27 protein-coding genes are annotated in these 26,290 nt (G+C 70.9%); 14 read left to right on the top strand and 13 right to left on the bottom strand.

Translation table 11 applies throughout. The features are described from left to right. Positions 1 to 85 precede the first annotated feature (85 nt). Positions 86 to 1,153, bottom strand: a complete 1,068-nt coding sequence (locus BI335_RS16690) for a glycosyltransferase family 2 protein (RefSeq protein ID WP_229119652.1) — start codon at positions 1,151 to 1,153, stop codon at positions 86 to 88. After that, positions 1,150 to 1,839, bottom strand: a complete 690-nt coding sequence (locus BI335_RS16685) for a TIGR03089 family protein (RefSeq protein ID WP_229119668.1) — start codon at positions 1,837 to 1,839, stop codon at positions 1,150 to 1,152. Before BI335_RS16685 ends, BI335_RS16690 begins: the two co-directional genes overlap by 4 nt. Positions 1,840 to 1,933: 94 nt before the next feature. Here BI335_RS16685 and BI335_RS16680 point away from each other — a divergent pair, with 94 nt between their 5' ends. Then, positions 1,934 to 3,019, top strand: coding sequence for a mannose-1-phosphate guanylyltransferase (locus tag BI335_RS16680; RefSeq protein ID WP_094432285.1), 1,086 nt, complete (start codon positions 1,934 to 1,936; stop codon positions 3,017 to 3,019). Positions 3,020 to 3,201: 182 nt separating this feature from the next. Continuing rightward, on the top strand, positions 3,202 to 4,077 hold the full coding sequence (locus tag BI335_RS16675) for an endonuclease domain-containing protein (RefSeq protein ID WP_094432282.1): 876 nt from the start codon (positions 3,202 to 3,204) through the stop codon (positions 4,075 to 4,077). Here the strand turns inward: BI335_RS16675 and BI335_RS16670 are convergent. From BI335_RS16670 to cofD, 4 genes are all read right to left on the bottom strand, one after another. Further along, positions 4,019 to 4,348 (bottom strand): transcriptional regulator, encoded by a 330-nt coding sequence (locus tag BI335_RS16670; protein WP_094432279.1) that lies wholly within the window; start codon positions 4,346 to 4,348, stop codon positions 4,019 to 4,021. The genes BI335_RS16675 and BI335_RS16670 overlap by 59 nt on opposite strands. Beyond that, positions 4,345 to 4,818 (bottom strand): hypothetical protein, encoded by a 474-nt coding sequence (locus BI335_RS16665; protein WP_144009136.1) that lies wholly within the window; start codon positions 4,816 to 4,818, stop codon positions 4,345 to 4,347. The genes BI335_RS16670 and BI335_RS16665 overlap by 4 nt, the downstream gene beginning before the upstream one ends. A gap of 105 nt (positions 4,819 to 4,923) precedes the next feature. Continuing rightward, positions 4,924 to 5,769 carry a coenzyme F420-0:L-glutamate ligase gene (gene cofE, locus BI335_RS16660; RefSeq protein ID WP_094432276.1) on the bottom strand — a complete coding sequence of 282 codons (846 nt, stop codon included), beginning with the start codon at positions 5,767 to 5,769 and terminating at the stop codon, positions 4,924 to 4,926. Next, the gene (cofD, locus tag BI335_RS16655; RefSeq protein WP_094432386.1) at positions 5,766 to 6,872 is read right to left on the bottom strand and encodes a 2-phospho-L-lactate transferase; all 1,107 of its coding nucleotides are present in this window, start codon (positions 6,870 to 6,872) and stop codon (positions 5,766 to 5,768) included. Before cofD ends, cofE begins: the two co-directional genes overlap by 4 nt. 78 nt (positions 6,873 to 6,950) lie before the next feature. On the opposite strand from cofD, the gene BI335_RS16650 reads away from it, so the two are divergent. From BI335_RS16650 to BI335_RS16630, 5 genes are all read left to right on the top strand, one after another. Continuing rightward, complete coding sequence (locus BI335_RS16650; protein ID WP_094432273.1) at positions 6,951 to 7,820, top strand: DUF456 domain-containing protein; 870 nt, start codon at positions 6,951 to 6,953, stop codon at positions 7,818 to 7,820. Between the two features lie 147 nt (positions 7,821 to 7,967). Then, positions 7,968 to 8,231, top strand: a complete 264-nt coding sequence (locus BI335_RS16645; RefSeq protein WP_094355773.1) for a WhiB family transcriptional regulator — start codon at positions 7,968 to 7,970, stop codon at positions 8,229 to 8,231. 113 nt (positions 8,232 to 8,344) lie between these two features. Beyond that, on the top strand, positions 8,345 to 11,560 hold the full coding sequence (locus BI335_RS16640; protein WP_094432271.1) for a glycosyltransferase family 2 protein: 3,216 nt from the start codon (positions 8,345 to 8,347) through the stop codon (positions 11,558 to 11,560). After that, positions 11,557 to 12,978: a DUF5719 family protein gene (locus BI335_RS16635; RefSeq protein ID WP_094432269.1), complete on the top strand. Its 1,422-nt coding sequence runs from the start codon at positions 11,557 to 11,559 to the stop codon at positions 12,976 to 12,978. The genes BI335_RS16640 and BI335_RS16635 overlap by 4 nt, the downstream gene beginning before the upstream one ends. Then, entirely contained in the window at positions 12,975 to 13,409 is a 435-nt protein-coding gene (locus tag BI335_RS16630; protein WP_094355776.1) for a metallopeptidase family protein, read from the top strand. The genes BI335_RS16635 and BI335_RS16630 overlap by 4 nt, the downstream gene beginning before the upstream one ends. An 87-nt stretch (positions 13,410 to 13,496) precedes the next feature. Here BI335_RS16630 and BI335_RS16625 read toward each other — a convergent pair whose 3' ends face one another. Then, a complete protein-coding gene (locus BI335_RS16625) occupies positions 13,497 to 13,907 on the bottom strand; it encodes a PPOX class F420-dependent oxidoreductase (protein WP_094432267.1) in 411 nt (136 codons plus the stop codon). Positions 13,908 to 14,034: 127 nt separating this feature from the next. On the opposite strand from BI335_RS16625, the gene BI335_RS16620 reads away from it, so the two are divergent. From BI335_RS16620 to BI335_RS16605, 4 genes are all read left to right on the top strand, one after another. Next, the gene (locus BI335_RS16620; RefSeq protein ID WP_094406812.1) at positions 14,035 to 14,403 is read left to right on the top strand and encodes a DUF3499 domain-containing protein; all 369 of its coding nucleotides are present in this window, start codon (positions 14,035 to 14,037) and stop codon (positions 14,401 to 14,403) included. Positions 14,404 to 14,487: 84 nt separating this feature from the next. After that, complete coding sequence (locus tag BI335_RS16615; protein ID WP_094432264.1) at positions 14,488 to 15,861, top strand: phosphohexomutase domain-containing protein; 1,374 nt, start codon at positions 14,488 to 14,490, stop codon at positions 15,859 to 15,861. Continuing rightward, positions 15,858 to 16,049 carry a Trm112 family protein gene (locus BI335_RS16610; protein ID WP_094355780.1) on the top strand — a complete coding sequence of 64 codons (192 nt, stop codon included), beginning with the start codon at positions 15,858 to 15,860 and terminating at the stop codon, positions 16,047 to 16,049. Before BI335_RS16615 ends, BI335_RS16610 begins: the two co-directional genes overlap by 4 nt. Before the next feature lie 15 nt (positions 16,050 to 16,064). Next, entirely contained in the window at positions 16,065 to 17,084 is a 1,020-nt protein-coding gene (locus BI335_RS16605) for an SIS domain-containing protein (RefSeq protein WP_094432261.1), read from the top strand. A 9-nt stretch (positions 17,085 to 17,093) separates the two neighbouring features. On the opposite strand, the gene BI335_RS16600 is transcribed toward BI335_RS16605, so the two are convergent. Continuing rightward, a complete protein-coding gene (locus BI335_RS16600; protein ID WP_094432259.1) occupies positions 17,094 to 18,368 on the bottom strand; it encodes a hypothetical protein in 1,275 nt (424 codons plus the stop codon). Between the two features lie 145 nt (positions 18,369 to 18,513). On the opposite strand from BI335_RS16600, the gene ahcY reads away from it, so the two are divergent. Continuing rightward, complete coding sequence (gene ahcY, locus BI335_RS16595; RefSeq protein ID WP_407644080.1) at positions 18,514 to 19,941, top strand: adenosylhomocysteinase; 1,428 nt, start codon at positions 18,514 to 18,516, stop codon at positions 19,939 to 19,941. 66 nt (positions 19,942 to 20,007) lie between these two features. Here ahcY and BI335_RS16590 read toward each other — a convergent pair whose 3' ends face one another. Together BI335_RS16590 and BI335_RS16585 are read right to left on the bottom strand one after the other, a co-directional pair. Further along, positions 20,008 to 20,499: a hypothetical protein gene (locus tag BI335_RS16590; RefSeq protein ID WP_094432257.1), complete on the bottom strand. Its 492-nt coding sequence runs from the start codon at positions 20,497 to 20,499 to the stop codon at positions 20,008 to 20,010. Between the two features lie 96 nt (positions 20,500 to 20,595). Continuing rightward, on the bottom strand, positions 20,596 to 20,880 hold the full coding sequence (locus BI335_RS16585) for a DUF3039 domain-containing protein (protein WP_229119651.1): 285 nt from the start codon (positions 20,878 to 20,880) through the stop codon (positions 20,596 to 20,598). Between the two features lie 88 nt (positions 20,881 to 20,968). On the opposite strand from BI335_RS16585, the gene BI335_RS16580 reads away from it, so the two are divergent. Beyond that, complete coding sequence (locus BI335_RS16580; RefSeq protein WP_166646846.1) at positions 20,969 to 22,354, top strand: MFS transporter; 1,386 nt, start codon at positions 20,969 to 20,971, stop codon at positions 22,352 to 22,354. Positions 22,355 to 22,363: 9 nt separating this feature from the next. Here the strand turns inward: BI335_RS16580 and BI335_RS16575 are convergent, their stop codons facing one another. Genes BI335_RS16575 through BI335_RS16565 form a run of 3 tightly spaced genes read right to left on the bottom strand, consistent with a single transcriptional unit; the run spans position 22,364 to position 24,829 of the window. Next, complete coding sequence (locus tag BI335_RS16575) at positions 22,364 to 23,650, bottom strand: hydroxyacid-oxoacid transhydrogenase (protein ID WP_094432250.1); 1,287 nt, start codon at positions 23,648 to 23,650, stop codon at positions 22,364 to 22,366. Beyond that, a complete protein-coding gene (locus BI335_RS16570) occupies positions 23,647 to 24,012 on the bottom strand; it encodes an FmdB family zinc ribbon protein (protein WP_094432247.1) in 366 nt (121 codons plus the stop codon). The genes BI335_RS16575 and BI335_RS16570 overlap by 4 nt, the downstream gene beginning before the upstream one ends. 10 nt (positions 24,013 to 24,022) lie before the next feature. Further along, positions 24,023 to 24,829 carry an N-acyl homoserine lactonase family protein gene (locus BI335_RS16565; RefSeq protein WP_094432245.1) on the bottom strand — a complete coding sequence of 269 codons (807 nt, stop codon included), beginning with the start codon at positions 24,827 to 24,829 and terminating at the stop codon, positions 24,023 to 24,025. Between the two features lie 130 nt (positions 24,830 to 24,959). Between BI335_RS16565 and BI335_RS16560 the strand changes: the two genes are divergently transcribed. After that, positions 24,960 to 26,273 carry a helix-turn-helix domain-containing protein gene (locus tag BI335_RS16560; protein WP_166646845.1) on the top strand — a complete coding sequence of 438 codons (1,314 nt, stop codon included), beginning with the start codon at positions 24,960 to 24,962 and terminating at the stop codon, positions 26,271 to 26,273. The last annotated feature ends 17 nt before the right edge of the window (positions 26,274 to 26,290 follow it).

Genomic DNA, 26,290 nt, shown 5'->3' with positions numbered 1-26,290 from the left:
TCACGGGGTGGTGCGCGATGAGTGTGGCACCAGCGCGAGCGGAGCGCCGAGGATCCGGAACCTTGTTATCGGACTGAAACGCAGATCAGTCGCCAGAGTGCCGGGAGGTGTCGACGGTGTCGCCGCCGCCCTTGAGCAGGCCGGAGAGGAAACCGGCGCCCCAGCTGGTGTGCATGATGGCCAGCGCCTGGGCGAGGTTCGCCCGCTCGCGCAGCGTGCCGTTGCCGCGGACCAGCACCGAGGCCAGGAAGGTGGCGTAGGCCGCCGGGGCCAGATGGGCGGCGCGCAGCAGCTTCGCCGGGCCGCGCAGCGGGCGTACCGCATCGATCGCCGCGATCGCTGCACTGGCAGCGAATCCGGCGACCAGGGCCGGCGGGGCGAAGTAGCGCAGCGGGGTACGGTCGGCGATCTCGCGGACCAGTGCACCGCGCCAGACGCCGGTGGACCAGAACTGCCGAGCCAGCCGCTCGCGGGAATCCCTGGGCCAGTAGGTGACCTTCAGCTCGGGGGTGAACCAGACCAGATGCCCGGCCTCGCGGATCCGCAGGTTCAGCTCCCAGTCCTCACCGCGGCGTACCGTCTCGTCGTAGCCGCCGACCTCGGCGAGCGCCTCGCGCCGGAAGATGCCCAGATAGGCCGACTCGCACGGCCCCGCCTCGGTGCCGCTGTGATAGGTGCCGCCGCCGAGTCCCAGCGGGGAGTTGTACGCCGTCGCGACGGCCTGCTGGAAGTCGGTCCGCCCGGCCGCGGCCATCAACCCGCCGACGTTCGCGGCCCCGGTGCGGCGGAGTGTCTCGACCCCGATCCGGGTGTAGTCCAGCGGGAGCTCGGAGTGGGCGTCGACCCGGATCACGATCGGGTGCCGGGCCGCGGCGATCGCCAGGTTGAGGCCCTTCGGGATGTCGGTACCGGGGTTGTGCACGATCCGGACCTGCGGGTCGTGGGCGGCGAGCTGCTCGGCCAGCGCGGTGGTGTTGTCCCGGGAGGGGCCGAGCGCGATCACCAGCTCGGTCTCCCCGGGATAGTCCTGGTCGAGCACGGTGGCGACCGCGTCGGCCAGATAGCTCTCCTCGTTCAGCACCGGCATCACATAGGACACCGCCGGCCAGCTGCCCTCCGGCCAGGTCGGCATCGGGGTCTGGGTATCGGTCACGGGCGCTCCACCCTCTCGCTGGCCACGATCCGGGTGAGCTCGTCGTGCTCGATGCCCTCGGTGATCACCCGGGAGCCATCGGTCGGCAGTGGTTGGATCAGACCCTCGAGCAGCGCGACCCACAGGCTCGGCGGATCGGCGAGCAGCAGCCGGCCGCCGATCGGTTCCAGCTCGGCCAGTTCGGCGAGCTCGGCCAGCGTGTGCCGGTGCTCGGGCAGGTCGACCGCCGGCGTACCGGGGTCGGGGTCGGTACCGAGCCAGGCGTCCGGCTGGGCCAGCGCCTCGGTGGAGAAGTCGCGCACCCCCGCGGGCAGATCGCGCTGCGGCAGCGCCAGCGGATGCAGCGAACAGGAGATCGTCGGACCGTCCGCATCGGTCGTGGCCGTCGCTGGGCCGATCACGGTCAACTCGCCATCGCCGTCGGTCACGGTCACTCCGGCCCGCCAGCAGGCCAGCACCCAGACCAGCGTCATCCAGTGCCCGGGATGCTCCTCGGTCACGGCGAGGCGTACCCGGTCACCCTCGGTGAGATCGAACTCGTCGACGATCAGGTTCGCGGTCTTGTCGACCCAGTTCGCGTAGGAGCGCACCGAGAGTTCGGTCCGCCCGGCGGGGGAATAGTGGGTCAGGAAGGGAGCCGAACCCTCGGTCCGGGAGCGGCGGGCCAGGTGGTCGGTCAGCTGCATCACGCGGCCATCCTAGGGAGGTTCCCTGAGCGGCGCCTGTGCTGCCCGTGTCGGGAGGAACCGGGTGGGCGTATCTGCCGTTAGGGTGTGGGCCATGCGTTACGTGGTGATCATGGCTGGCGGTTCGGGCAAGCGCCTGTGGCCGCTGTCGCGGCAGGGCATGCCGAAGCAGATGCTGCATCTGGTGGGGGACCGGAGCCTGCTCCGGATGGCCTTCGAGCGGGTGGTCGACGTGGTCGGCGCCGAGCAGGTCTGGGTGTGCACCGGCGGCGAATACGCCGACACCGTGCGGAGCGAGCTGCCCGAGATGCCCGCCGACCAGGTGCTCGGCGAGCCCGTCGGCCGGGATTCGCTGAACGCCGTCGCCTGGCCGGCCGCGGTGCTGGCCGCGAAGGATCCCGAGGCCGTGGTCGCGATGGTCACCGCGGACCAGATCATGCAGCCGGTGGATGTCTTCCAGCAGGCGCTCCGCACCGGTTTCGAGGTCGCCGAATCCGATGCGACCGCGCTGGTCACCTTCGGCGTGGTGCCGAACACCCCGCACACCGGGTACGGCTATCTGCACCAGGGCAAGGCCGTGAACGGCGATCAGAACGTCCGCCATGTGGTGGAGTTCTCCGAGAAGCCGGACCGCGAGACGGCCGAGCGCTATGTGGCCTCGGGGGAGTACTGGTGGAACGCCGGCATGTTCGTCTGGCAGGCGACGACGCTGCTCGGGCAGCTGGAGAAGCTGGTGCCCGACTGCTATGAGATCGTGCAGACCCTGGCCGCCGAGCCGGAGAAGCTGGCCGAGCTGTTCCCCAAGCTGCCGAAGATCTCGGTGGACTATGCGGTGATGGAGCCGGTGTCCCTGGGCCGCGGTACCGAGGGGTCGCACGTGGTAGCGGTCCGGTTGCCGATCACCTGGCACGACGTCGGCGGGTTCCCCGCGCTGGCCGAACACCTGAAGCACGACGACGACGGCAACGCCCGCGAGGGCTGCACCGTGGTGATGGACGCTTCGCACAACCTGGTGATCAACAAGGGTGGTGACGGCAAGCTGGTGGCGGTGCTCGGGATGACCGACACGATCGTGGTGCAGACCGACGACATCACCCTGGTCTGCCCGTCGGGCCGCGCCGAGCAGGTGAAGGCGCTGGTCGCGCAGGTCGCCGAGGAGCTCGGCGAGTCCTACGCCTGAGGGCTTAAGTCCAGAACGTGTCGCGGGTGTTCTGGGGGTGACGATGGAATGCGGGCCAGCGACCCGTGGCGCTCCACGCGCTACACGTTCTGGACTTACCCACAGGGGAGCGGTCGGGCCGAGTTCTCCACAGGCCGGCCGCCACGGCGCTCGAATCGCCCGATTCGCACCATGTTGCCCGCATGGAGCGTGCGAATCGGCGGGGCCGACAGCTGATCGAAGACAACGGCGGCGTCATCGGTCGACGCGACGCCGGTGAGCTCGCTGGCGTGCTGCACCACATGATTCGATCCGGTGATCTGGTCAGGGTGCTGCCCGGATGGTTCGCGCCCGCGGAGACCGCCACCAGCCACCGGACCAAGGTGCTGGCACTGGCCAGGCATGCACCTGACGCGGTCCTCACCGGGCGGTCGGCTGCTGGACTGCTTGGTTGGTCGCGGCTTGAACCCACGATCGTCTCGGCCGCTGTCCGGCTGAGGCCGCAGCCCGGATTCCTCTTCACCAACGACCGCATCGACCCGGAGTGGATCACCACCATCGACGGCATCCGCTGCACCAACAAGTTCCTCACCGCGGTCGACCTGATCCCCGAGCTCGGTGGCGAGCTGGTCGACGACGTGCTGCGCGAGCACCCGCGCCGCGGCGCCTGGGCACTGGCCCAGCTCTGGCAGGCCTTCAGCGATCACCCCAATCGGCCCGGCAACAACGCCCGTCGGGAGATCCTCACCGACTCCCGCGATCGGCCCTGGTCCGAGGCCGAGCGGATGGCCCACCGTGCGCTCCGGGAGGCGGGCGTCACCGGTTGGTGCACCAATCACGAGGTGCAGATCGACGGCCGGACCTTCTTCCTCGACCTGGCGTTCCCCGAGCTCAGGCTCGGCATCGAGATCAACGGGTACGAATGGCACAGCAGGCGGGAGGCCTTCGAGAAGGACCACCAGCGGCGCAACGAGGTCAACCTCGACGGCTGGTTGGTGCTGGAGTTCACCTGGCGGATGGTCACCGACGATCCGGCCGGGTTCGTCCGGACGGTGCTGCGGGCGATGGGTCAACGCTGACCAGCTCCTGCAGGGCGGCGACGTGGCCCTCGAAGGCGCGGCGACCGGCCGGGGTCAGCCTCGCCCAGGTCTTCACCCGGCCCTTGCCGGTGGGCTTGTCCAGCGTCACGTAACCGGCGTCGGTGAGCACCTTGAGTTGTTTGGAGAGCACCGAATCGGCGACCTGGAGGTCATCGCGCAGCGCCCCGAACTCCATCGAATCCACCTGGGCCAGCCGGGCGGTGATCCGGAGCCGGTGTGGGGCATGGATCACCTCGTCGAAGCCGCTCATCGACGGCTCCGCGCGACCCCGGCCCGCAGCTCGGCGCGCATCGCGGCGTCGATGCGCGGGCCGATGATCATCGTGGCCCCCGCAGCCACCACGGCGGCCGCGATCAGCAGCCAGATCGGCGGTTGGACGAGGCGGGACAGCGCCAGGATCGCCGGCAGGACGCACGCGACGAGGATCACCGAGTGCATGATCCAGAGCCGACCAGACCACTGGCCCATCGTCGGCCGCACCCAGATCCCGGTCAGCCTGCTGTAGGCGCCGATCAACCAGCCACACAGGATCGCGAGGAGCAGCGACGGCAGCACCGACCACGGCACCGGCAGCAGCCCGACGCCAAGGATGAAGCCGGCGATACCGAGCGCGAGCACCGGGTGGTACCAACGGGGAGTGATCAGCCGGTCGGCGACTGCCTGCCTGCTGGCGGTGATGTCGTTCAGGGCCTGGCTCGCGGGGTACACATCTCTTTCCATGACGGAAACTCTAGCAATGACTTTCCGTTGCGGCAACGGAAAGTCACCTGGGCTTCGACTCGCTCGTACCTCGCTCGCTCAGCCGGCGTGGTGCCCGAGGCTCGCTCAGCCGGCGTATTGCCCGAGGATCCGGGTGATCCAGTCCGCGTCGTCGGGGGCGCCGGCGGTCACGGCCGCCACCAGTTCGTCGCCGTCCAACTCGACCAGCTCGTCGTAGCGATCGGCCTGGCCGGTGGCGCGCAGCACCGCGTCGAGCACCGCCTCCCGCCGGCCGAGCCGGAAGAAGTCCTGGGCCGCGGGCCGCAGCAGCCCGGCCGAGGAACCGTCGTCGACGGTGACCAGCGTCGCCAGCCCCCGGATCACCGCGACCGGTCGCCCGCCGAGCTTGGTCTTGGCGAGATCGGCGGCACCGCAGAGCTCGTCGGCGACCGCGATCTCGGTGACCCTGAGGTCGTTGCCGTGCGGATCGGTACGCCCGATGTGCGAGTCGATCGGGAGCACCCCGGCCACCCCGATCGCCAGATCGGTCTGCCCGGTCCGCCAGGCCCGCCCGGACGTATCGGAGATCAGGACGCCGATCCGCACGCCGGTGCGCTCGGCCACCTCGGCCCGGATCCGGCGCGCCGAGGCATCTGGATCGAGCGGCAGCAGCAGCAAGCGCCCCGGTTCCACATTGGAGGAGTCGATGCCGGCGGCGGCGTGCACCAGACCGAGCCGGTGCTCCACGATCGTCGTGCCGCCGCGCCGCGCGACCACCCGCCGCGACTCGATCCGCCGCGCCCGGTCCTTGTCGGTCTCGTCGATGAAACGGCCCTCGGCCTTCGAGACGACCTTGGAGGTCACCACCCAGATGTCGCCATCGTGCGGGACGAGCACCCGCAGCAGTTCGCCGGTCAGATCGCAGCCCGGGGTGATCTCACCGATCCCGGTCGGTGCGTCGATGGTGATCACCGGCGGTCCTGGTGGCTTCGACTCGCTGGCGCTCGCTCAGCCAGCGTGGGGTCGGGCGCTCGCTCAGCCGGCGTGGGGTGGGGCGCTCGCTCAACCACCGTGGGGTCGGCTCGCTCGGCCAGCTCGACACCTTCGCGGATGAACCGTGCGGTATCCTCCGGCGTCGTCATCAGCAACGGCGTGGCCAGCGTCGGCAACCCGGCCGCGGTCAACCGCTCGGCCGCGGCCGCATCGCCCGAGTCCACCAGCCAGGCATCGAGCAGGCCCCCAGCGGACCGCGCGCCGTAGTGCAACCCGACCGCCCCGGCGTCCACCTCGACCCCGATCGCCGGCAGCAGCTTGTCGGCCATCCCGAGCACCGGTGCGCCGCCGAGGATCCCCGACACCCCGACCACGGGCGCCGTCACCGCCCGCAGCGCCGGGCGTACCCCACCCGTCGCCAGGATCGGGCCGATCGAGACCACCGGATTCGACGGGCCGATCAGGATCAGCTCCGCCGCCCCGATGGCCGCCAGCACCTCATCGCTCGCGCTCGCCGATTCACCACCGACCTGCAGCACCTCGAGCACCTCGGGTTCGGCGTGGTGGCGCACCCAGAACTCCTGGAAGTGCATCGCCCGCCGACCCGACGGCGCCTCGGGGTCGGCGACCACCACATGGGTCTCCACCCGGTCGTCGGTCATCGGCAGCAGCCGTACCGGCTCATCACCCAGCCAGCGCGTGCACAACGCCGCGGTGATCTCGGTGGGCCGGGCGCCGGCGGCGATCAGCTGGGTGCGTACCAGGTGGGTCGCGATGTCGCGGTCACCGAGGGCGAACCAGGTCGGCTCCACGGCGTACGCCTTCAACTCGGCCATGATCGACCAGGTCTCCTCGGCGCGGCCCCAGCCCTTCGCATCGTCGATGCCGCCGCCGAGCGCGTACATCATCGTGTCCAGATCGGGGGAGACCCGCAGCCCGTGCAGGGTGATGTCGTCGGCGGTGTTCACGATCACGTCGATCCGGGCATCGGGGTAGGCGGCACGCACGCCGCGGACGAACCGGGAGCCCCCGACACCACCGGCGAGCACGACGATCCGGGTGGGGGATTGGGAAGCAGTCACGCGCACAGTCTGGCACCCGGTGCCGACGCACCGCGGGCGTCCATCGGACCGGCGGCCGGCGTGGATACGCTGGGCGGTGTGAGCGAGGGGTTGAAGCGGTTCCGGCAACCGGCCGCGTGGCTGGTGCTGGTTGCTGTCGTGGTGCTGATGGCCGTCGATGTCGTACGCCTGGTGCTCGCGGTCCGCGGGCCGACCGGGTTGGACGCCTTCGCCGCCCACGGCCTGTCGCTGCTCAGCCCGGTGAACGCCATCGTGCTGCTGCTCGCGGTGGCCTGGTGTGCGGTGCTGCGACCGATCACCCCCGGTGCCCGGAAGCTGACCATCGCCGCCCTGACGGTGGCCCTGATCGGTACCGTGGCGCAGTTCGTCTTCGGCGTGATCGGCCTGGTGCGCGCCGGTCGGCGGGCCGGGGTGTTCAGTGCGGTGATCGACGCGATCGGCTACCTGGGCTTCACGATCCTGCCGGTGGTCGCGGTGGTCGCACTGGCCAAGATCCTCGGCGGGTTGCGGCGCGAGGAGTTCCGCCGGATCGAGGCCCAGGAGATGACGGTCGAACTGCCCCGCCCGGGCAGTGCGCCGGCCGACGCCGAATCGGACCAGGCTCCGCAGACCGAACCCACCTGGCGCCCCGATGAGGCCAGTGGCGCCGCCTGGCAGACCGCGGGCGCGGCCGCCGCCGGCGCGCAGGCCAGCGGTTGGGGCCGGCCGGGGGAGCGGGGTGGCTGGACGCCGGCCAATCGCGAGATGGAGCAGATTCCCGAGCCCGACCAGTCACCGGACGACGACCACGAGGAGGCCACGGTGGACGACGACCACGAGGAGGCCACGGTGATCCGGCGCCTGCCGGCCGCCGAGGACGCCCCGCGGGAGGACCCACAGGTCGAGAGCGAGGCCGATCGACCGGTGCGTCGGCAACCGCCGCAGTGGAAGCCGCTGGACCGCGGCTGAGGTCGGTTCAGGGGTCAAGACCCCCCGATCGGGCGGAATTTCCTACTCTAACGCAGAGATCTGACAATTTCCGGCTTGACTCCCGCTAACTACACGGTTGTAATTCCTCTAATGGAACTTGGTGTGCCAAGGGGTCGAGGAGGAAACATGCATGACCTGCTGACGGTGTTGGAGGCCGTCGAGGACGAGGGTGCATTGGGTTGGCAGGAGCGCGCCCTGTGCGCCCAGACCGACCCCGAAGCATTCTTCCCCGAGAAGGGTGGCAGCACCCGCGAGGCCAAGAAGGTCTGCCTCTCCTGCGAGGTGCGCAGCGAGTGCCTGGACTATGCGCTCGGCAACGACGAGCGGTTCGGGATCTGGGGCGGCCTCAGCGAACGGGAGCGCCGCAAGCTCAAGAAGCGGGCGGTCTGAACGGCCGTGATGTGACGTTACGATGAGGGGGCGCTGCGGCGGCCCCTTCGTCGTTCTCGGGGGTCTGTGGCGTACGCCCCCGGCACCAAGTACGCAGTGAGGTTTCCGAATCGATGCCTGAGCAGCCCGAGGCCGGCGCCCGGCGATCGTTGGGAGCCCCCCTCGATGCGGATCGGCTCGACCCGTGGGCGTGGGCCAGTGAGGAACCCGCAGACACCCCCGTCGACACCACCGGCATCCCGGTCACCGCGATCCTGGTCGCCCACAACGCGCAGGCCTGGCTGGGTCCGGCGCTCACCTCCCTGCAGCAGCTGACCCGCCGCCCGGACCGCTGGCTGGCGGTCGACACCGGCTCCGATGACGACACCGCGGCCCAGCTCCGCGACAGCGGCCTGTTCGATGAGGTCCTTGCCGGTGAGACCACCGACGGTTTCGGCGCCGCGGTGCAGCGGGCACTGGAAGCCGCCGAACCCCGACCCGGTGAATGGCTCTGGCTGCTGCACGACGACATCACCGTCGACCCCGACAGCCTGCAGCAGCTCCTCGCCGGCCAGCTGGCCCATCCGGATGCGGCCCTGCTGGGTCCCAAACTGCTGCAGCCGCACCGCGGTGACGGACCCGCCCGGCTCAGCGAGGTCGGCGTGTCGATCTCCGATTCCGGCCGCCGCGAGCTCGACCTGGAACCGGGCGAGATCGACCAGGGCCAGCACACCGCGCGGCGGGTGCTGGCGGTCTCCACCTGCGGTCTGCTGATCCGCCGGGAGGTGTACGCCGAGCTCGGCGGGCTGGCACCGGAGCTGCCGCTGTTCCGCGACGGGGTCGACCTGGGCTGGCGGGCGACCGCGGCCGGCTACCAGGTGTGGACCTGCCCCGATGCCCGGATCACCCACCGCCAGGCCGGGCGTACCGGGCTGCGCCGATCCGGGCTGATCGGTGACGACCCGCACGGTACCGACCGGGAACTGGCCCTGCGTACCGTGGCCGCCCACCATGCCGGCGGCTGGTCCAGCATCAGACTCGTCCTCGCCGGCTGGCTGCGCGCCCTCGGTTATCTGCTCGGCAAGGCGCCCGCCCTGGCCCGCGCCGAACTGGCCGCGGTCGGCGATTTCGTCGGCAACCCGCGGACCCGCTCGCTGCGCACCCGGATCCCCGCAGCCGCCTCCGCCGAGTCCGCCGCCGAGGTGGCCCGGTTGCGGCCCGACCGCTGGGCCGGCCTGCGCAGCGCCGCCGACGCGGTCCGCGAATATCTCCCCGGCCGGGGCCCGGCCCGTGGCCCCGAGGCCGGTACCTCGATCGACGAGCTGACCGGTGACGACTTCGCCGCCGGCGCGGACCCCGATCGCCGCAGCCTGTGGACCAACCCGACCGCGGTCCTCACCCTGCTGCTCACGATGACCGCGCTGTTCGCCGGCCGCACCCTGATCGGGCCCGGCAGTCCCGCCTCGGCATGGCTGCTGCCCGCCCGCAGCACCCTCACCGACGCCTACCGTGCCTATCTCGACCCGATCGTCGGTGCCCCGGGGCTCTCGGCGCCGCCCTGGCTGGGGTTCACCGCGCTGTTCTCCACCCTGTCCTTCGGCCGCCCGGTGCTGCTGGTGGCGCTCGGGCTGCTGTTCGTGGTGCCGGCGGCCGCGCTCGCCGCACAGCCGCTGCTGCGGCGTACCGTCGCCGACACCCGCGTCCGGATCGCCGCCACCGTGCTCTACGCCCTGCTGGTCGCGCTGCTCGGCGCGGTGAACCGCGGGTTGATCGCACCGCTGGCCGTCGCGGTGTTCCTCCCGCTGCTGGCCGTCACCATCCGGGCGCTGCTGCGGCGGCCCACCACCGGACCGGAATCCTGGCGCCCCGCCTGGGCGAGCGGGCTGCTGCTCACCGTGCTGATCGCCTGCTATCCACCGGTGGGGGCGCTGGCGTTGCTCGGCGGCCTGATCGCAGCGATCCGGGTACGCCGGGAGCGCGGCCGGGTGCTGCGGCTGGTGGTCGCCGCCGCGGTCCCGCTGGTGCTGCTGGCGCCCTGGTGGCCCGCGGTGCTGAACGGCTGGACCCGGTTGTTCGTCGGCCCCGATGCCGGCCTCGGCGGCGTCGCGGTCGGGCCGGTCTGGCAGCTGCTGCTCGGTCTCACCCCCGGTGCCGGCACCCCGATCCTCTGGGTCGCCGCGATCTTCTTCGGCACCCTGTGGCTGTGGGGGCTGCTCGGGGTCGCGCTGCGCCCCGCCGCGCCCGCCGTCTGGGCCGCGATCGGTACCGCGCTGGCGGCGTTCGCGCTGGCGGTGCTGCTGTCCCGCCAGCTCGCCACCACGTTGCCGCAGGGCACCCGGGTCCGGCCCGAACCGGTGGCGCTGCTGCTCATCGGCTTCGCGGCACTGGTGTACGCCGGCGCGCTCGGCCTGGACCTGGTGCCGGCGGCGCTCGGGCGGCGCAGCTTCGGGCTGGCGCACCTGGGCACCCTGCTGGTGGTCGCGGTGACGGTGGCCGCGGTCGGTACCGGCGCGGTCTGGTGGGCGATGCTGGGTGCCCACGGCCCCGTCCATCGGGAGAGCGGCAGCACGCTGGCGCCCTATCTGCGCAATGCGATGAACTCCCCGGCCCGGACCCGGGTGCTCGCGATCCGGATCGAGGGCCCGTCGATGTCCTGGTCGCTGATCGCGGGGGACCAGCTCCGCCTCGGTGACGCCGACCGGGGGCTCGCCTTCGGCGGCTCCGGCACCATGCAGCAGCACACCCGCGGTGTCGTCGCCCGGTTGGTCGCCGGCAACGGTGACGAGCAGGTGGCCGACGATCTGGCCGGGCTGGCCGTCGGCCATGTCTGGGTCACCGGCGCCAGCGAGGAGCAGAAGTCGCGGATCAACAACACCCCCGGCCTGGGTACCGCCTCCGGTGACGAGACCGCCACCGTCTGGACCGTGCCGCAGACCGCCGGCCGCTGGGTCGTCACCGGTGACCGCCCGGTCGTGCTGGACGCCCGCGGTGCCGCTGCGGGGGCCGACCTGCCGGCCGCCGGCGGCCCGCGGCAACTGGTGCTCAGCGAACCGACCGACCCCCGCTGGCGGGTCACCTTCAACGGCAACGAACTGACCGGCCGGACCGGTGTGGACCGGACCAGCTTCGAGGTACCGGGCGGGGCGGGCCGGCTCGAGGTGCGGCTCGCCGACCCATGGCGGGGCTGGTTGGCGCTGGCCCAGCTGATCGGGCTGGTGCTGGTCGCGCTGCTCGCGGCGCCCTCGCTCGCCGGGGCCCGGCAGCGGCGCCAGGAGCGGCTCGGGCTCGGTGAACCCGAACCGGTCGCGGCCCGGGCGGTCCGGGCGGTCCGTGCGGAGGAGGAGCGATGAAGACCGTCCTGCGACCCCTGGCCGTGCTCGCCGTGGCGGCGGCCGGCGCCGGGCTGGTGTTCGGCGGTGCCGCGCTGCCGGTCAAGCAGCCACGGCCGCTGCCGCCGGTGGCGGCCGAGGGTCGCACCGTCACCGTCTGCCCGGCCGCGGCGACCATCAACGCGGTCTCGGCGACCAGCTGGGGCACGCTCGGGCTGCGCTCCCTGGCCGCCGGGGATCCGGTGCCGATTCCGGCGGGGAAGGGGATGACCGTGGCCAGCGCGGACCAGCCGATGGTGCTGGTGGCCGAGGGGCGGCAGAGCCAGGGATCGGCCGCTGCGGCGTACGAGAGCCCGACCGGTGGTCCCGATCGGGGACTCGGCCTGGCGCGCTGCGGTGCCCCGAGCACCTCGGCCTGGTTCACCGGGCTCTCCGGGGATCCCGGGGGGAGCGGGGCGAGCGTGCGCAGTCAACTGACGCTGATCAACCCCGACGCCGGGCAGGCCGAGGTCGATCTGCGGTTCTACGGTCCGAGCGGCCCGCTGGCCGCGGCCGGTGGGCGCGGGGTGACCGTACCCGGGCACTCGACCCGTGAGGTCGCGCTGGAATCGCTGTTCGCCGGTGCCGCGAACCCCGGTGTCGAACCGGTCGGGATGGAGGTGCGGACCAGCCGTGGTCGGGTCTTCACGACGGTACGCCAGCGCGCCAGTGAGGGCGCCCAACCGGCCGGCAGCGACTGGCAGACCGCCTCCACCGAGCCGTCGCCGCTGCAGGTCGTACCCGGCGTACCGGACGGGCCCGGGTCGCGCGAACTCGTCCTGACCAACCCGGGCGCCCGGCGTACCACCGCCAAGATCGAGGTGATCGGACCCGACGGCACCTTCGCCCCGGCCGATGCGGCGGGTGTCGACGTGAACGCCGAGTCGACGGTCCGGTTGCCGCTCACCCGCGGGCTCAACGGTGACATCGGCGCGGTCCGGGTGACCGCGGACCAGCCGCTGGTCGCCGCGGTGCTGGCGCGCAGCAGCGACAACCCCGCCGAGGCCGATCTCGCCGTCCAGCCGTCGGCGCCGGAGCTGGCCGGCAGCAGCATCGCCGCGATCGCGGTCGCCTCCGGGGCCACCGGCGCGGTGGTGGTCTCCAACAACGGGATCCGGGACGCCACGGTGCCGCTGAGACTGGTGGACAGCAGCGGCCGGGAGCTGATGGCGACCGAGTTGCCGGTGGCGGCGGGCCGCAGCAATCTGTGGGAGATCAAGCAGGTCGACCAGCCGGCCGCGGTCCAGGTGCGTACCCCGCGGGACAGTCAGTTGTACGCCGGGGTGGTGCTGACCTCCGGATCGGGTCCGCTCGCCGGCCTGGCGACCGCACCGCTGTCGGTGCCCGAGGAGGGCACCGTCGACGTCGATCCCGAACACGACCCGGAGGTGGGACGATGAGCAGCCATCGCGACCGGCATGCCCGCGGCCTGCGCGGACCGCTGGCCCGGCCCCGGCCCGGGATGCCGCCGGTACCGCTGAACCGGGCCCGGAACCGCGAGGCGTTCTTCACCGACGCGGTCGCCGAATCGGTGGCGCGGATCGCTCGCCGCCGCCCGGAGGCGCTGGCCCGGGTGCAGATCGGCTGGGAAGAGGTGCCGCATCTGGAGGTCGCCTGGACCGGCAACCAGGTGCCGCTGGCCGCCGCCGTCGAGGCCACCGACGACCGCCCGGCCCGGGTGGTGATCTACCGCCGGCCGCTGGAGCTGCGTGCCGCCACCCCGCGCGGGTTGAAGATCCTGGTGCACCGCACGGTCATCGAGCAGCTCTCCGCGCTCACCGGTATCGGTGTGGACGAACTCGACCCCGAGGGATACGGCGAGGCCGACTGACGGCCAAGAACGTTCATCGAGTAGCCAGCCATGCGGAGCGAAGCGGAGCAATGGCTGGCGTGTCGAGATGAACCCGACCCGCCCCGCTCAGCCGAGTTGACCGGAGACCCGCTCCGGGGCGATCTCGATGACCACCCGCTCCTCGACGACCATCGAGCGCCGGTAGTCGTCCCAGTCCGGATGCTCCCCGGCGATCGCGCGATAGATCTCGACGAGCCGGTCCAGGGTGGCCGGATCGGACTGGTCGCGGATCGTCGCGGTGCCGTCGATCTGCACCCACCGGCCGAAGAAGGCGTCGGTGGTGATGACGATCGAGGCCCGCGGGTCGCGGAGCAGGTTGCGTACCTTCGCCAGTGACGCCCGGCTCGAGATCACGATCCGGCCGTCGAGGGCGGCGGTGATCACCGGTGAGGACTGGACGCCGTCGTCGCGGCGCCGGGTGGTCAGCACGGCTCGGTGGTTGCTCTCGGCGAAGGACAGGGCAGCGGAGATCTCCATGCCCCCATCATCCTCGGTACGCCGGCTGAGCGAGCGAGGTACGAGCGAGTCGAAGCCAAGGGGCCGAAGAGCGGGGTCATGGCGCGCCGCGCGTGAGCTCACTGCACTTGCGCGTTAACGTCTTCGGGTGAGATCCAGGGTCTGTTCCCGCACCGGCTGCTCGGCCGCCGCCGTGGCCACCCTGACCTATGTGTACGCCGACTCCACGGCCGTGCTCGGGCCCCTGGCGCTGCAGTCCGACCCGAACGGTTACGACCTCTGTCAGCGGCATGAGGCCAACCTGTCGGCCCCGCGGGGCTGGGAGGTGATCCGGCTGCCGGCCGCCGAGGACGCCGATGCCGAACCGAGCAGCGACGACCTGCTCGCGCTCGCGAACGCGGTCCGCGAGGTGGGGTTCGCGCTCGACCCGCCGCCCGCCGACGCCACCGCCGGCGGCCGCGTCGTCGAACTCGCCCGGCGGGGCCATCTCACCGTCCTCGCCGATCCGGACGCCTGAGCCGGAACAACCCCCGGGAGAACTCCGAGGAAACGTCCAGCGGCGACACCCAATCGACTGGGTGAGGGCGATAGGCTGCCGGTGATGCTGAGCCAAGAGATCTTCAAAGCCAACGACATCCGCGGCCTGGCCGGCGGTGCGGATGCCCAGTGGGACGCCGAGGGGGCGTACGCCCTGGGGGTCGCCTTCGTCGAGACGCTCGACCTGACCAAGGCCGAGGGCGCCTTCGTACTCGGCCGCGACATGCGGGTCACCGGTGAGGAGCTGAGCCGGGCCTTCGCCGAGGGGGCGATGTCGCGCGGTGCCGATGTGATCGACATCGGCCTGGCCAGCACCGACGAGCTCTGGTTCGCCTCCGGGCGACTCGAGCTGCCCGGCGTACAGTTCACCGCCTCGCACAATCCCGCCACCTACAACGGGATCAAGTTCTGCCTCTCCGGTGCCCGCCCGGTCACCCCGAAGCAGTTGATCGACATCGCCCGCAAGGCGTTCGACTTCGAGGCCAAGGAGACCAAGCCCGCGGCGCGGGTCACCGGTACCCGGCGCGAGCAGGATCTGCTGCCGGCCTATGTGGACCACCTGCACTCGTTGGTACCGACCGAGGGGATGCGCCGGCTCAAGGTCGTCGTGGACGCCGGCAACGGGATGGGCGGGCACACCGTGCCGAGCGTGCTGGCCGGCCTGGATGTGGAGATGGTCGGGCTGTTCCTCGATCTCGACGGTTCCTTCCCGAACCATCAGCCGAACCCGCTGGAGCCGGAGAACCTGGTCGACGCGCAGCGCGCGGTCCGCGACAACGGCGCCGATCTGGCGCTGGTCTTCGACGGCGACGCGGACCGCTGCTTCATCATCGACGAGACCGGTGCGGTGGTGAACCCGTCCGCGGTGACCGCGCTGATCGCCTGCCAGGAGCTGCGCCGCGAACCGGGCAGCACGATCGTGATCAACACGATCACCTCCCGCACGGTCGCCGAGGTGGTCGCCGAGGAGGGTGGCGAGACGGTCGTCTCCCGGGTCGGCCACACCTATGTGAAGGCCGCGATGGCCGAGCGGGACGCGATCTTCGGCGGCGAGCACTCCGCGCACTACTACTTCCGCGACTTCTGGAGCGCCGACACCGGGATGCTCGCCGGCCTGCACGTGCTGGCGATGCTCGGCCGCAGCGATGAGCCGCTGTCGAGACTGGTGCAGCGTTTCGACCGGTACGCCTCCTCGGGCGAGATCAACTCCACCGTCGCCGACGCCAAGCAGGCGATGGACAAGGTGGCCGAGGCCTTCGCCGGCCGCGGCGAGGTCGGTTTCCCCGACGGGCTGATGGTCAACGGGCCCGATTGGTGGGTCAACCTGCGCCCGTCGAACACCGAGCCGCTGCTGCGGCTGAACGTCGAGGCGAAGGATCCGAAGCAGATGGCAGCGTTGCGCGACGAGGTGCTCGCGCTGGTGAGGGGGCAGCAGTGACCGCGGAGACCGGCGTACATCTCTCGCCCGAGCTGTTGGCGATCCTGGCCTGCCCGAACTGCCATTCCCGGCTGGCGGTCGACCACGAGCGCTCCGAGCTGGTCTGCAGCAATCCCGAATGCGCGCTGGCGTACCCGGTGGTCGATCAGATCCCGGTGCTGCTGGTCGATGAGGCCCGGCACCGCTAACCGGGGGAGTCAGCGATGGACGAGTTCGACGACGCGCGCCTGGAGGATCCCGAGGCCCTGCAGCGGTCCGACGGGTTGTTGCGCCGGTTGGCCGGTGCCGGTGCCCGGTTGCGGATCGAGCACGGGTCGGCGAGCGAGCCGTTGCAGCAGTTGGAGCCGTTGCGTCCGCGGGCGGTGATCGCCGCCGGGACGGAGGCGCGGCTGATCCGGGCCATGTTGGAGCCGACCTGCCCGGTCCCGTTCGTCGCCTGGCCGCGGCACGGCCTGCCCGGCTGGGTGGGCCCGCTCGATCTGGTCGTGGTGGTGGCGCCCGAGGGCGGTACGCCGGATCTGGTTGCCACTGTGCACGAGGCGGTACGCCGGGGCTGCAGCCTGGTGATCGCCTGCCCGCAGGTCTCCTCGATCGCCGAGTACGCCGGCTCGCGGGCCACCACGCTGCTGCCGACCAGCACCGAGGACCCGTTGGCCGCCGCCGCGCTGATCCTCGGCGCGCTCGCGCAGCTGCAGCTGGGGCCGGCGGTGGATCTGCTGGCGGTGGCCGATGCGATGGATGCGGTGGCCGAGGAGTGCTCGCCGTACGTCGATCTGGCCGCCAACCCGGGCAAGGATCTGGCGCTCGGCATGGCCGACGCGCAGCCGCTGGTCTGGGGCGGGTCGGTGCTCGCCGCCCGCGCCTCCCGCCGGGTCGCGGAGGCGATCCGGGCCGCGTCCGGCCGGCCGGCACTGGCCGCCGACGCCGAGGCACTGCTGATCGTGCTCGACGCCGCGCAGGCCCGTGACCCGTTCGCCGACCCGTTCGAGCAGACCGTTACCGACCGGCGGCCGACGCTGCTGGTGCTCGATGACGGCCACGGCGACGAGATGGTCCAGGTGGCCCGCAATCGGCTGGTCGCGATGGCCGAGGGCCGCGATGTCCGGGTCAACGTGGTGCAGCACCACGACGGTTCCGAACTGGCCCGGTATGCGGCACTGCTGCAGACCGGGTTCTACGCCGCGGCATACCTCGAGGTCGGCCTGGACGGCAGCGCTCGCTGACCGATCGGGTCAGAACCCGGTGCTGGCCAGGCCGCCGACGGTTTCCTTGCTGTCCTTGACGTCCGGGCCGAAGCCGTCGTCCACCGTGCCGGCGTCGGTTCCGGAATCCGTGCCGGTGTCGGTGCCGCCCGCCGGGGTGCCGGTATCGCCACCCTGGTCGGCGCCGCCGTCGGGTCCGGTCGGGCTGGTCGGTTCGGGAGCGGGCGGATTCGTCGGCTCCGGGGCCGGGGTCTCGCCACCCTTCGGCGGGGTGGTCGGCTTCGGGGACTCGCCACCCTTGGGCGGAGTCGTCGGCTTCGGCGTCTCGCCACCCTTCGGGGTGGTCGGCTTCGGCGACGGCTTGGCCGTCTTGTCGGTGCTCGGGGTCGCCGTCGGTTTCGCGGTCCTGTCCGGGGTGGGCTTCGCGGTCGGTTTTGCGGTCTTGTCCGGGGTGGGCTTCGCGGTGGGCTTCGCGGTCTTGTCCGGCGTCGGCTTCGCGGTGGGCTTGGCCGTCTTGTCCGGGGTGGGCTTCGGCGACGAGCCCGGGCCCTGCTTGCGGTAGCTCCAGATCGCGTCGTTCGGGTTCGCCAGGTTCACCACCCGCAGTTCCGACTCCGGGGTGGCGCCGGCGGGGTAGGCCCACTCGATCTTGCAGGTGCGCTGGGCGTTCATCACGCACTCGGTCCTGGTGATCGACACCCAGCCCTTCTTCGGGTCCTTGATCTGCATCTGGAAGCGATCGCCCTGCAGCCCCGCCTGCACCAGGGTGAAGTTCGACCCGTTGGCGAAACTCTGGGTGTCCATCACCAGCGCCCGGCGCGAGTTCACCGTGAAAAGGGCCGCACCCTTGCTGCCCGCGGTCCCGCCGACGAGCGACTTGGCGTCCTTGGCATCGGCAAGCTGCACGGTGAACTTCTTGCCGCCGGTCAGCGGCGCCTTCAGCGGATCCACCTTGACCACGGTCGGCTCCGAATAACCGTTGTCCTTCACGGTCACCCGGGTCACCGGGCCGACCGCCCGCAGGCTGGTCGCCCTGTTCTCCTTGTCGGGGTTCTCACCGATGAAGACCCGCACCGAGTAGGTACCGGGCTTGCCCTGCAGGGTGGTCTTCACACCGCTGCCCTCGTTCACACCCTCGCTGCTGGCGCTCAGCGGAAAGTTGATCGAGCAGCTCTGCCCGCAGAGTCGCTTGGTGTCCGGGCTCATCGCCGCCGAGGCGGTGCTGGCGTACCAGATGCCCGGTACCAGGGTGAGGGCGGCGGCTGCCGCGATCCCGCCGGTGATGCGCTTGGTCCTGGTGTTCATGTCGTTCCCCCGAGAAGCTGTGATGCTGCAACTGTGCGGCCCCGGGGGACCGCTTGTCGCGCGCCGGGGCCGGGAAGTTTCCGCCTTGTGGGACCGCGGCGTACGTTTCGACACCCCAACCACCCGGCGGATAGGCTCACTGGTCGTGGATCACCGCGTAGCAGACCTGTCTCTGGCCGACTTCGGCCGCAAGGAGATCACCCTCGCCGAGCACGAGATGCCCGGGCTGATGGCGATGCGGGAGCGGTACGCCGATTCCCAGCCGCTGAAGGGGGCGCGGATCGCCGGCTCGCTGCACATGACCGTGCAGACCGCCGTGCTGATCGAGACCCTGGTCGCGCTCGGGGCCGAGGTGCGCTGGGCGTCCTGCAACATCTTCTCCACCCAGGACCACGCGGCGGCGGCCATCGTGGTCGGCTCCGGTACGCCCGAGCAGCCGGCCGGCGTACCGGTCTTCGCCTGGAAGGGCGAGACCCTGGCGGAGTACTGGGACTGCACCGAGCAGATCCTCAGCTGGCCCGACGGCCAGCAGCCGAACATGATCCTCGACGACGGTGGCGACGCGACCCTGCTGGTGCACAAGGCCGTCGAGGCGGTCAAGACCGGTGAACTGCCGGAGGCCGGTGAGGACGATCCCGAGGAGCTGCAGGTCATCGTCGCGCTGATCAGGCGCAACCTGGCCGAGCAGAAGACCGACTGGATCGCGCTCGCGAACTCGCTCCAGGGTGTCACCGAGGAGACCACCACCGGGGTGCACCGGCTCTATGAGATGGAGCGGGAACAGCAGCTGCTGTTCCCGGCGATCAACGTCAACGATTCGGTCACCAAGTCCAAGTTCGACAACAAGTACGGCTGCCGGCACTCGCTGATCGACGGCATCAACCGCGCCACCGACGTGCTGATCGGCGGCAAGGTCGCGGTCGTCTGCGGCTATGGCGATGTCGGCAAGGGATGCGCGGAATCCCTGCGTGGGCAGGGAGCGCGGGTGATCATCACCGAGGTCGACCCGATCTGCGCCCTGCAGGCCGCCATGGACGGCTATCAGGTCGCGACCCTCGATGACGTGGTCGAGATCGCCGACATCTTCGTCACCGCCACCGGTTGCCTGGACGTGATCACCGCCGAGCAGATGAGCCGGATGAAGCACCAGGCGATCGTCGGCAACATCGGCCACTTCGACAACGAGATCGACATGGCCGGGTTGGCCAAGCTGCCCGGTATCGAGAAGCTCGAGATCAAGCCGCAGGTGCACCAGTGGACCTTCGCGGACGGGCACTCGATCATCGTGCTCTCCGAGGGCCGGTTGCTGAATCTGGGCAACGCGACGGGGCATCCGAGCTTCGTGATGAGCAACTCCTTCACCAACCAGGTGCTGGCCCAGATCGAGCTGTTCACCAAGCCCTCGGAGTACCCGGTCGGTGTCTACGTGCTGCCCAAGCACCTGGACGAGGAGGTCGCCCGGCTGCACCTGGCCTCGCTGGGCGTACGCCTGTCCGAGCTGACCCCCAAGCAGGCCGACTACCTCGGCGTACCCGTCGCCGGCCCGTTCAAGCCGGACAGCTACCGCTACTGACGCTGCTCGAATCCCACCAACGATCATCGAGTAGCTCGCGCAGCGAGCGTGTCGAGATGCCCCGCCTCAGTGACCGAGGGCGCGCTGCCCGTTGGTCATCGCACGGATCGCTCGGTCGATCTCCGCCGGTGGGACCGCCAGGATCCTGATACCCCAGAACAGCGGCTTCTGGCCGGGGGAGTCCAGCCGCAACATCGGTTGGCCCATCTTGCTGCCGAGAGAGAGCCGCGCCTGCGGCCACGGGATCTGTCGGGCCGGCTGGCGCTCGATGTAGGCGGTGACGCCCCACGGATCGAGGGTGAGCGCGGCCGGGGGCACGTCCGCGCCGCTGTACCAGTTCGATCGGCCGAAGAGCAGCAGCATCGCCAGAGCGACGCCGAGGGTCAGGAACAGCAGGGCCAGGGCGAGGAAGCCGTCCGCCCCATCCATGGTCAAGGCCATGGTTCCGATGATCACCGCTGCAATCAGATAGACGGCCACCTGGAACAGGCTCGCGTACTTCGCCCGGCGGCGCGTCCGGCGGAGCTGGTCGTGGTCGACGGGCACATCGAAGCGCATGCCTCATTGTGGCGTGCCCGGAGGGCAACACTGATCAGTTGTTCGACCGGAGGTCATCTCGACACGGTCGCTGCGCGACCTGCTCGATGACCGTGGTTACTCGGCGTCGCCGCCGTCACCGTCGCCGGAGCGCATCGATTCCCAGATCTCCTTGCACTGCGGGCAGACCGGGAATCGGTCCGGGTTGCGGGAGGGCACCCAGATCTTGCCGCACAGGGCGACGACCGGCGTACCCATCACCATCGCCTCGGTCAGCTTCTCCTTGGGCACATAGTGCGAGAAACGCTCGTGATCGCCCTCGTCGTAGCGATACTCGGTGCGCTCATCGAGCACCGTCTGGGATCCGGTGCCGATCTCGGTCTCGGTCTGGGTCTCGCTCACATCTCGAATCATACGCGGGCTGTCGAGCCCCCCGTGGCCGCGGGAAACCGGTTTGGCCGAGCCCGCCCGAACTGGTGGGATGAACCCCATGCCCCCGCAGCCGACCACCGAGATCGACCGCCGCCCGTTGGCGGTCGGGATGCTCGCCGGGGTGTTCGCGACCGCCTTCGAGGGGATCGCGGTCAGCACGGCGATGCCAGCGGCCGCCACCCAACTGGGCCGGGTGGAGTGGTACGCGTGGGCGTTCAGCCTCTACATGGTCGGCATGCTCGCCGGGTCGGTGACCGCCGGCCGGCTCTCCGACCGGCGCGGGCCGCTGCCGCCGCTGGCCTTCGGCGCCGCCTGCTTCGCGATCGGGCTGCTGGTCGCCGGCCTGGCGCCGGCGATGTGGATGCTGCTGCTCGGCCGGCTGATCCAGGGCCTGGGCGGGGGAGCGTTGAACGTCGGGCTCTATGTGGTGATCGCGAAGGCGTTCGACGAGGATCAGCGGCCGGCGATGATGACCGCGTTCAGCGCCTGCTGGATCCTGCCCGCCTTCGTCGGTCCGCCACTCTCGGCGTGGGTGACCACCACCTGGTCCTGGCACTGGGTCTTCCTCGGCATCCTGCCGCTGATCCTGCTCGCCGCGCTGCTCGCCGGCCCACCCCTGGTACGCCTGCAGCGGCGCCCGCGGGAGGCCGGCGACCGCTCTCCGGTACCGGCCTGGGTCGGGCTGGTGCTGGCCGCCGCCGCGGTCGCGCTGCAGTACGCCGGGCAGCGCGTCTCGATCCGCCTCGACTGGCTGGTCGCGGTGGCCGCCCTGGCCGGCGTACTGCTCCTGGCCCTCGCCCTGCCCCGGCTGATGCCGCGCGGCTTCCTCACCCTCGGTCGCGGGCTGCCGGCGGTGGTCTCCTCCCGCGCCCTGGTCGCCGGCGCGTTCTTCGGCGGCGAATCGTTCATCCCGCTGATGCTGGTGCAACTGCGCGGCCAGTCGCTCGGGATCGCCGGCGCGATGCTCACGGTCGGCTCGCTCGGCTGGTTCGTCGGCTCCTGGCTGCAGGCCAGGCGCTGGTTCCGACTGGGTCGGCACCAGATGATCACCCTGGGCGCCGTCTCGGTCGCCGTGGGCCTGAGCGGCTGTGCGGCGGTCGCCTGGTGGCCGTCGCTGTGGGTCGGTACCGCCTGGCTGATCTGGCCGTTCGCCGGCTTCGGCATGGGGCTGTTGATCTCCTCCACCGGGCTCGCCCAGATCACCCTCTCCCGGCCCGCCGAGCAGGGCCGCAACGCCTCCGCGCTGACCTCCGGCGAATCGCTCGGCAACTCGATCGTGACCGGGCTGGCCGGCACCATCTTCGCCGCCCTGCACCTGACCGCGCTGCCGAACGCCACCTTCGCCGCCGTCCTCGGCGCGATGGTGCTGGTCGCCCTGCTCGGCGTGCTCACCTCCTCCCGGATCGGTGAGATCAGGGCGCCGGGATCAGCACCGATCGGTTGACGACCCCGCTCACCAGTTGCTGATCGACCGGCTGAGGATGCCGCGGATGTCCTCCTCGGTGGGTGTCCGGGCGCAGGTGGTGAGCAGCCGCTGCTGCTTCATCGTGCCGGCCGCCAGGTCCGCCACATCGTCCTCGGTGTAGCCGACCGCGCCGATGCCGTTCGGGATGCCGATGTCGGCCATCAGCTCGATCAGCACGCTCGGCAGCTGCTCGGCCGGATCCTGCTGCTTCGGCGCGTCCGGGTTCAGCAGCTCGGCCACCCGCAGATGCCGTTCCGGGGCTGCCTCGAAGGAGAACCGGAATGCCTCCGGCGCGGTCAGCGAGACGGCCATCCCGTGCGGCACCATCGGCTCGTCCTGCGGGTAGTCCGGCGGCGTGTAGTCGCGGACCATGCCGGCGATCGGGTAGGCGTTGGCGTGCGGGATGTGGACGCCGGCATTGCCGAACCCCATCCCGGCGAAGGTGGCCGCCATCATCATCTCGTTGCGGGCATTCACATCGTCGCCGTGGTGGACCGCGGTCCTGAACGAGCTGGCCAGCAGCTGCATGGCCCGCTCCGACCAGAGATCGGAGACCGGATTGGCCCCGCAGTAGGTGACCCGCTCCTCGGGCTTCTTCCGCGGGCCCTGGGTGTAGGGCTTGGCGGTGTAGGACTCGGCCGCGTGACAGAGGATGTCCATCCCCGAGGCGGCGCTCACCATCGGCGGCAGATCGAGGGTGACCAGCGGATCGATCACCGCCATCGTCGGGCGCAGCCGCCAGTGGCTGAGCCCCGACTTCACCTTCATCGACAAGATGTCCATGATGCAGACGGCGGTCGACTCGGCCCCCGTACCGGCGGTGGTCGGGATCGCGATCAGCGGCTTCAGCGGCCCGGGCGGCGTCTGGGCCCGCCCGATCGGCTTGTTCACATAGTCCATCAGCTCACCGGGGTAGGTGGTCAGCAGGTTCACCGCCTTGGCGGTGTCGATGGAACTGCCGCCGCCCAGGGCGACGAAACCGTCGAAGGGGCCGTTCTCCTTGGCGTACGCGATGGCCCGCTCGAAGCTCTCGTCGGTCGGTTCGACGTGGGACTCGGCGTAGATCTCGGATTTGATGTCGTAACGGGTCAGGCACTCCTGCACCCGGTCGGCGATGCCGGTGGCGGCGACCCCGGCGTCGGTGATGATCAGCACGCGGCCGACGTCGTACTGGCTGAGGTCGAAGCCGATCTCATCGACCGCCCCGGCGCCGAACTTCAGGGGCGGTGCACCCCAGGTGAAGATGGTCTCTTCGTGAATCTGTTGCTCGCTCATGTCCAGTCTCCCGGGTTGTCGCCCGCTCGCAGCGGCTTGTCGTGGAAGCGTCCCTCGTGGGCCAGGACCGGGCGCCGGTCCCCGGCCAGCTCGGGATATTTCTGTTCCAATTTCTCGCGTTGGCTGGCCTGCTTGTGCCAGTGCCGAATGGTGTCCCGGTCCCCGCCGCCGGTGGCCTGCCAACTGCGCGGCATCTCCTCGCGGGAATGACCCGCCGACGCGGAGTTGCCGAGGTTGATCCGCGAGAAAACCCTTCTGGTACTGGAATCGCAGGCGGGGCAGGCCGGATTGTCGGCGGTCATCGAGGCCACCGCGGCCTCGAACTCGTGTCCGGTGCTGCACCGGAAGTCGTAGAGGATCATCGCCGGTGCCTCAGTGGTAGTAGGCGTTCGGGGCGAAGGGCAGGGTCTTCGCCTGCTCGCCGTCGTGGCCGAAGATGACCTCGGCGTTCGTGCGCTCGGCGATGCCGCGCAGCTTCTCCACCGATTCCAACCACTTCAGGTTGTCCCAGACGATGGCCGCGCCGATCGCGGGCGGCCCCCACGAGTCGCTGAGATAGACCGCATCGGAGGTGAAGATCTTGGTGCCCTGATCGGGCAGATCCAGCTGCAGCGACATGGTGCCCCAGGTGTGGCCGGGGGTGGAGATCAGGGTGACCCCGTCGACCAGTTCGGTGTCCCCGCTGACGGTGTCCATCGGCAGGCCCTGGAAGTCGCTGAGCAGGTGGGCGCCGGCGAAGTCGCCCTCGATGGTCTTGACCCCGGCCAGCTCGTCGGCGTGCACGATCACCTTGGCGTTGGGGAACATCTTCGCGTTCGCCGCATGGTCGAAGTGCAGATGGGAGAGCACCAGGATGTCGATGTCGTCGGGGCCGAGCCCGATCTCGGCCAGTGAGGTGTCCAGATAGCCCGGGCCGTCGACCGGGTCGATCACCGGGAAGAACTCCTGCAGTCCGGTCGGCGCCCAGCGTTCGGCCCAGTCGCGGGGTACGCCGGTGTCCCAGAGGATCTTGCCCTCGGGATGGTCGATCAGGATCGCGTGGGTGGGCACCTCGGTCCAGACCACCGGATCGTTCTTGTGGCTGCGATCCCGGATCACCTTGCCCGGTTTCAGCAGCAACCAGGTGGCGTCGGCCTCCATCACCCCGGTGCGCAACAGGTGTGCCTTGAACTCTGACATGGGACCCCCTTCGTCGGTGAAGTTGCCTTCCATTCTTGGAAAACGGCGACGGCCCGACCATGGGGTGGCGACACATTTTCGGGCGGGCACCATGTATGCCCCGGACACCGACTGGTTACTATCGCTGGTGATGGCCGTCACACGCAGCCGGGTCGGCAAACCGACCATGGCCGACCCGGATCCCGGTGCACTCGCCGCCGCCCTGGAGGGGTGCGCGGTCGACATGGCCAGCATCCGCGACAGCCGGTTGGTGCTGCAGGCGGTGGTACGCCGCACCCGGACCCTGCTGGGCGCGGATATGGCCTATCTGAGCCGCAACGATCTGGTCGCCGGTGAGACCTGGATCGAGCTGTGGGACGGCGTCCGCACCCCGGCCTACCAGAACATCCGGATGCCGCTGGGGACCGGAGTGCTGGGCAGTGTCGCCGCCGGCGGGACCGAGGTGCAGACCCGCGACTACCTGGCCGATGCGGAGCTGAACCACCTCGCCCACATCGACAGCGTGGTGCGCGGCGAGGGGGTCCGGGCCATCCACGGTGCCCCGCTGCGGCTCGACGGTCAGGTCCACGGGGCGTTGCTCATCGCCCAGCGTCGGCCGACCATCTTCGGCCCCGGGGTGGTCCGGGCGGTGCAGGCGATGGCCGCGATGGCGGCGATGGCGTGGCGGCTGCACCGTGCCACCGAGCAGGTGGAGGGGCTGCGGGACCGGTTGGATCACCTGCAGGAGCCGGAACTGCTGGCGGATGTCTTCGCCGGCCGGGCGGACTCGCTGCGCCGGTTGCGCCGGATGGGGTTCACCGCCCAGGGGCGGTTGGCGGTGCTGGTGGTGGCGGTCGCCCCCGAACGCCAGCAGCAGACGATGACCAGGCTGCGGCAGCTGCTCCCCGACACCCGGATGGTGGTGGCCCGGCACCGGGGGCAGGTCTGTGTGGTGCTGCAGGGCGCCGACCCGGCCGAGATCGCCGGGCTGCTGGTGTCCCGGCTGGCCGAGCTGCATCCGCAGATCGGCTGGGCGCACGGCACCGGGCTCGCCGAGGCCGACCGGATCCAGCGCCGGGCGCACCAGGCGCTGGCGGTCCAGCAGTGCCTGCGTACCGGGCCCGGGCACCGCGGCGCGGACGAACTGGGCATCGCGGCGCTGCTCATCGGTGGGGTCTCCCCGGAGGTCGTGGCGGATCTGCTGGAGTCCCACCTCGAACCGCTGCTCGGCTACGACCGCGACCGCGGTACCCAGCTCACCGAGACCGCGGCCGAGGTGCTGGAGCACGGCATCTCGGCGGCCGCGAAGGCCCTGAACATCCATGTGAACACCGTCGGCCAGCGCTGCGAGCGGATCGGGTCCCTGCTCGGTGAGGACTGGCGTACGCCCCCGCGCAGCGTCGACCTGCTGTTCGCGCTGCGGATCTGGCGGCTGCAGGGCGTGCTGGGCAGCGAATCGGAGTGATCTCACCGCCACCCGCC

This window comes from Enemella evansiae, from assembly GCF_002250705.1.
In the GTDB taxonomy this organism is placed as follows: Bacteria; Actinomycetota; Actinomycetes; order Propionibacteriales; family Propionibacteriaceae; genus Enemella; species Enemella evansiae.
The sequence above is the reverse complement of the archived record's forward strand: the minus strand, read 5'-3'. Positions and strand labels throughout refer to the sequence as shown.

Excerpts from the sequence above, each read along its gene's own strand:
- BI335_RS16590 (WP_094432257.1), bottom strand. The coding sequence starts at position 20,499 with ATGCGCTTCGATGTGCCCGTCGACCACGACCAGCTCCGCCGGACGCGC.
- BI335_RS16560 (WP_166646845.1), top strand. The coding sequence starts at position 24,960 with ATGGCCGTCACACGCAGCCGGGTCGGCAAACCGACCATGGCCGACCCG.
- BI335_RS16575 (WP_094432250.1), bottom strand. The coding sequence starts at position 23,650 with ATGAGCGAGCAACAGATTCACGAAGAGACCATCTTCACCTGGGGTGCA.
- BI335_RS16580 (WP_166646846.1), top strand. The coding sequence starts at position 20,969 with ATGCCCCCGCAGCCGACCACCGAGATCGACCGCCGCCCGTTGGCGGTC.
- BI335_RS16635 (WP_094432269.1), top strand. The coding sequence starts at position 11,557 with ATGAAGACCGTCCTGCGACCCCTGGCCGTGCTCGCCGTGGCGGCGGCC.
- BI335_RS16640 (WP_094432271.1), top strand. The coding sequence starts at position 8,345 with ATGCCTGAGCAGCCCGAGGCCGGCGCCCGGCGATCGTTGGGAGCCCCC.
- BI335_RS16670 (WP_094432279.1), bottom strand. The coding sequence starts at position 4,348 with ATGAGCGGCTTCGACGAGGTGATCCATGCCCCACACCGGCTCCGGATC.
- BI335_RS16565 (WP_094432245.1), bottom strand. The coding sequence starts at position 24,829 with ATGTCAGAGTTCAAGGCACACCTGTTGCGCACCGGGGTGATGGAGGCC.
- BI335_RS16600 (WP_094432259.1), bottom strand. The coding sequence starts at position 18,368 with ATGAACACCAGGACCAAGCGCATCACCGGCGGGATCGCGGCAGCCGCC.
- BI335_RS16625 (WP_094432267.1), bottom strand. The coding sequence starts at position 13,907 with ATGGAGATCTCCGCTGCCCTGTCCTTCGCCGAGAGCAACCACCGAGCC.
- BI335_RS16645 (WP_094355773.1), top strand. The coding sequence starts at position 7,968 with ATGCATGACCTGCTGACGGTGTTGGAGGCCGTCGAGGACGAGGGTGCA.
- BI335_RS16630 (WP_094355776.1), top strand. The coding sequence starts at position 12,975 with ATGAGCAGCCATCGCGACCGGCATGCCCGCGGCCTGCGCGGACCGCTG.
- BI335_RS16615 (WP_094432264.1), top strand. The coding sequence starts at position 14,488 with ATGCTGAGCCAAGAGATCTTCAAAGCCAACGACATCCGCGGCCTGGCC.
- BI335_RS16665 (WP_144009136.1), bottom strand. The coding sequence starts at position 4,818 with ATGGAAAGAGATGTGTACCCCGCGAGCCAGGCCCTGAACGACATCACC.
- BI335_RS16675 (WP_094432282.1), top strand. The coding sequence starts at position 3,202 with ATGGAGCGTGCGAATCGGCGGGGCCGACAGCTGATCGAAGACAACGGC.
- BI335_RS16680 (WP_094432285.1), top strand. The coding sequence starts at position 1,934 with ATGCGTTACGTGGTGATCATGGCTGGCGGTTCGGGCAAGCGCCTGTGG.
- BI335_RS16570 (WP_094432247.1), bottom strand. The coding sequence starts at position 24,012 with ATGATCCTCTACGACTTCCGGTGCAGCACCGGACACGAGTTCGAGGCC.
- BI335_RS16685 (WP_229119668.1), bottom strand. The coding sequence starts at position 1,839 with ATGCAGCTGACCGACCACCTGGCCCGCCGCTCCCGGACCGAGGGTTCG.
- BI335_RS16605 (WP_094432261.1), top strand. The coding sequence starts at position 16,065 with ATGGACGAGTTCGACGACGCGCGCCTGGAGGATCCCGAGGCCCTGCAG.